3 protein-coding genes and 1 pseudogene are annotated in these 3,691 nt (G+C 64.1%); all 4 read right to left on the bottom strand.

The window, feature by feature from the left end; all coding sequences use genetic code 11:
- Positions 1-813 (bottom strand): annotated as a pseudogene (locus tag AC062T_RS06935) (hypothetical protein); the annotation flags it as partial.
- On the bottom strand, positions 792-2,201 hold the full coding sequence (locus AC062T_RS06940) for a serine/threonine-protein kinase (protein ID WP_476028622.1): 1,410 nt from the start codon (positions 2,199-2,201) through the stop codon (positions 792-794). The gene AC062T_RS06940 and the pseudogene AC062T_RS06935, both read right to left, overlap by 22 nt.
- A gap of 149 nt (positions 2,202-2,350) precedes the next feature.
- Complete coding sequence (locus tag AC062T_RS06945) at positions 2,351-3,277, bottom strand: PP2C family protein-serine/threonine phosphatase (protein ID WP_476028624.1); 927 nt, start codon at positions 3,275-3,277, stop codon at positions 2,351-2,353.
- Positions 3,274-3,691 (bottom strand): FHA domain-containing protein (locus AC062T_RS06950; protein WP_476028626.1); only part of this gene is annotated, 418 nt, incomplete at its 5' end. The genes AC062T_RS06950 and AC062T_RS06945, both read right to left, overlap by 4 nt.

Consider the following 3,691-nt stretch of genomic DNA (forward strand, 5'->3'; position numbering starts at 1 on the left):
CAGAGTTGCCGTTGAACCAGACCCTATGACCGCGGAAAGATCGGCCCGAGCACCGTCGAGCCACAGCTCCCGGGAATCACTGTTGAAAATCACGGGCCGATTACCGACGGCGGTTATGTGAAACGCATCGTCCGTTGACCCCACGTCAATGGTGGTGCTTTCGGCCCCCGCGCCCGTCGCGGCGGCACCAAGATTCGGTTCGATGCGGTGCAACTGGCTCGTCTCGGGTGAGTAGGCAAAGAGGATGCCCGTCTCAGAGACGGCAACAACAGACCCCGGCCCCAGGCTCAAGGTTGCCTCAGCCGAGGCGTCAAAGCCGCCCAGGTCGCTTTCGGACAAGATCCATACTTCGCCCGTGCCCTCTGCGTGGATGATTGCCGTCCCCGCCGAGAGATACACCCGAGGGGTGTCGGTGGGCAGCGCCACGCTGTCGATCACGGTCGAGGTTGCCGCATCCACCACGTCCAAACGGGTGTTCGCACGGTCGAGCAGCAGTACCGAGCGCCCTTCCTGCACCACGTCGAGATCGCTGCCGTCACTTGCGACAACCGTGTTGAACTCCAGGATCTCGGTGTTCGCGCGCCCGATTACCTGGTTGTCGCCGTTGGCAACCCATACGGCGGCGTCGTCGAGATCCATCCGCTGGGCCGTGTAGCCATCGGAGACAATGGCAACAGTGGCGATGAGTGCCGCGATTACGACGAGACTGGTCGCCGTAATGACGGCAGATACATGGCGCGAAAGCCAGCGCCGCACGATTGACGCGCCGCGGCCGGACTCCCCTATGACGTTCATGGCCTGATCGCGGCGCATTTCTCGTTGCTTGCCGGCCCGACGACGCCCGACCGGTTGACCTTGACCGTGATGCACGCATTTTCGCCGGACTCCCCGGACACCGTGAAGGTGGGGGCGAGTTGAACGCTGCGCTCGCCATCGGAGGTCTCGATCTGGTACGAATCGCCGTCGAGAAGCCCGGGGTCTGACCACGTGAACTCAATGCCGCCGGGCGTCTGTGCCGCTTGAATATTCGACACCGTGGGAATCGACGAATTGGATCTGATCAGAACGTAGACGGCTGTCCCCGCGAGGGCGATGACGAGGCCAGCGACAACCACCATGATCCAGGCGATGGTTTTGGTCGGGCCGGATGGCCTACCTGTGGCGGAGCTGACGCTTCCGACCTGCAGGGCGTGCTCGGCGACCGGCTCTCCCGTGAGACCGGCGACCGGGCGCCTGCGGCGTCGCTTGGGACGCGGCGAGCTATCGGCCGCCGCGATGGCCCTCACCTGCGTGCGATCTTCGAGGTCGGAGACGGAGCCGAGGGCCCAATCGTCCATTGCGACCTCGATGGGCGTCTGCGGCAGCCCCAGTTCCGATTCGATCGACTGAAGCTGGTTGACAAGCTCAAGCACAGTCGCCGGGCGCTCGGCAGGATTGCGCGACATGGCCTTGGCCAGCACGTTTTCGAGCCCAGCAGAAACATCGGGCCGTGCAATGGGCTGGGGGCGTGCCTTGCTGATGCGCCCGATGAGGTCCGCACTCTTATTGGGTTTTCCCTGCACCTCAAACGGTGAGCGCCCCGCGAGGAGGGAGTACACGGTCGCCGCGAACGACCACACCTCCGCCGCTATGCTTCCGGAATTCTCACCGAGCAAGATCTCTGGCGCCGACCACGGAATAGACATTCCCACGGCCTCGTCGGCGTCGCCGCCGGCGACCGTCGCAGCGATGCCAAAATCAGAGAGCACGGGATGCCCGTATGCCGTAAGCAAGATATTCGACGGCTTGATGTCACGGTGCAACACACCAGCCCTATGCGCGGTCTCGATGGCGCTGCCGATTCGCACGGCGATGCGCAGCACCTCGCCGACAGGAATCGCCTCACGGCGATAGCGCTCACTCAGCGCAGAGGAGCACATCTCCATAACGAGGTAGGGCCGACCATCGGCAGAGACACTCGCCTGATAGACGGTGAGAATCGAAGGATGCGAGCTGAGCTGGGCCATGAGGTTGGCCTCGGCTTGGAACATCTGGCGGACATGGTCGTTGACGACCTCGCTGAGCAGCACCTTGACCGCCACCTGACGGCGCGGCATGTTCTGCTCATACAGAAAAACGTCGGCGAACCCGCCGGATCCCAGAATGTGCAGATGGTTGAACCCCGGCAACACGGGAGGTTGCGATGGCAGTCGTCGCGCCATTGAGCCCCCCTTGCTGAATGTGATCTACCGAAGTGTGCGCCGCGGCGTGGCCGGACGAGCTTTCATTCTAGGTGAGGGGTGCCGGGCGGGCGGGGTAGGAACCCCCGATCAGAACGGCATTTCCACCCCCGTTCGGGGGTGGATAATGATTAGCCTGTCGGAGCGGAACCCGATCGCGGAATCGTGTCGTCATGATCCTCGTCGAGGGAATCGTCCTCGAAGTCTTCGTCGTCGTCGCCCGAATCGGCCTCGACGTCATCGGTTTCTGACCCGGAGTTGCTCGCGGCGCCGCCGGGGGCATCGATGACATCAACGACGACGACGGTCACGTTGTCGCGGCCTCCCGCCTCCAGCGCCAGTCCCACGAGCGTTTCGACGAGCACCTCCCGGTCGGCGATCGACCTCACCTGGCGGCCGATGGTCGCATCGTCCACCTCTTTTGTGAGCCCGTCCGAGCAGAGCAATAGCCGCATTCCGGTGTGCAATCTAATGCGCCAAAAGTCGGGCACTGGCGCGGCATTAAATCCCACGGCTCGGGTGATGATGTTGCTATCGGGGTGGCTCTCGGCGTCGGCAGCGTCGAGCAGACCTGCGTCGACAAGCTCCTGGACCACCGAGTGGTCGATAGTCACCTGCTCGAACACGTCGTCATAGAAAAGGTAGGTGCGGGAGTCGCCGACGTTGAAGATGGTCCACCCGGCCTGGCCATCCACAAGGGCCAGAAGCGCCCCCGTCACGGTGGTGCCGACTCCGCGATGGTCGGGGTCAACGACGTGCGAAATGTCCTTGGTGGCACGCTTAAGCGCCGCCTCGACATCCCGCCGTTTGCCAAAACCGCCGTCGGCTACCTCGGCGAGGCGCTCGACTACCGCCGCACTCGCGCGGTCGCCCGCCGAGTGGCCCCCCATTCCGTCGGCAACGGCAAACATCGGCACATCAACGACGTAGCTGTCTTCGTTATGGGCCCGGCGCCGACCAGTGTCGGTTGCGGCCGCCCAGCCGAGGGTGACGGAGTCGCCCGAGCGGTCGGGCAGGGTCACGGTGACGGTGCCGGTGGTCTGGCCAATCTCAGTCATTGCTTGAGCCTTGCGTCGGGGGTTGCGGATGCGACGCCGGGGCGCTGCAGGGGAAGAAGTTCAATGCGATTGCCATCGCCGATGTCGATGACCGTTCCGGGTGAAATCACGAACGTTTCGCCAGGGCGCAGCCGTCGCGGAGCCGACCCGGGAACGATAACCGTAGTCCCGTTGGTCGACATGAGGTCAGTGACGACAACGGTCGTGCCGTTCTGGCGCATCTCGATATGGGTCGACGACACCTCGTTCAGCGGCGACGGCACCCGCACGAGGCGCGCTCGGATCTCGGGAAGGATGCGCGGCTGAACGGGCTTGCGGCCGATTCGCGCCGGTCGGTCCAACCCGATCGCCTCGTGGGTATTGACGACGAAGCGGTAGTGGCTGGGGGCAGGCGCCTGCATAGGGGGCGAGAAG

The organism is Homoserinimonas sp., from assembly GCF_056262345.1.

What these genes read in the sequence shown, in the direction of transcription:
- AC062T_RS06940 (WP_476028622.1), bottom strand. Translation starts at nt 2,201, where the DNA reads ATGGCGCGACGACTGCCATCGCAACCTCCCGTGTTGCCGGGGTTCAAC.
- AC062T_RS06945 (WP_476028624.1), bottom strand. Translation starts at nt 3,277, where the DNA reads ATGACTGAGATTGGCCAGACCACCGGCACCGTCACCGTGACCCTGCCC.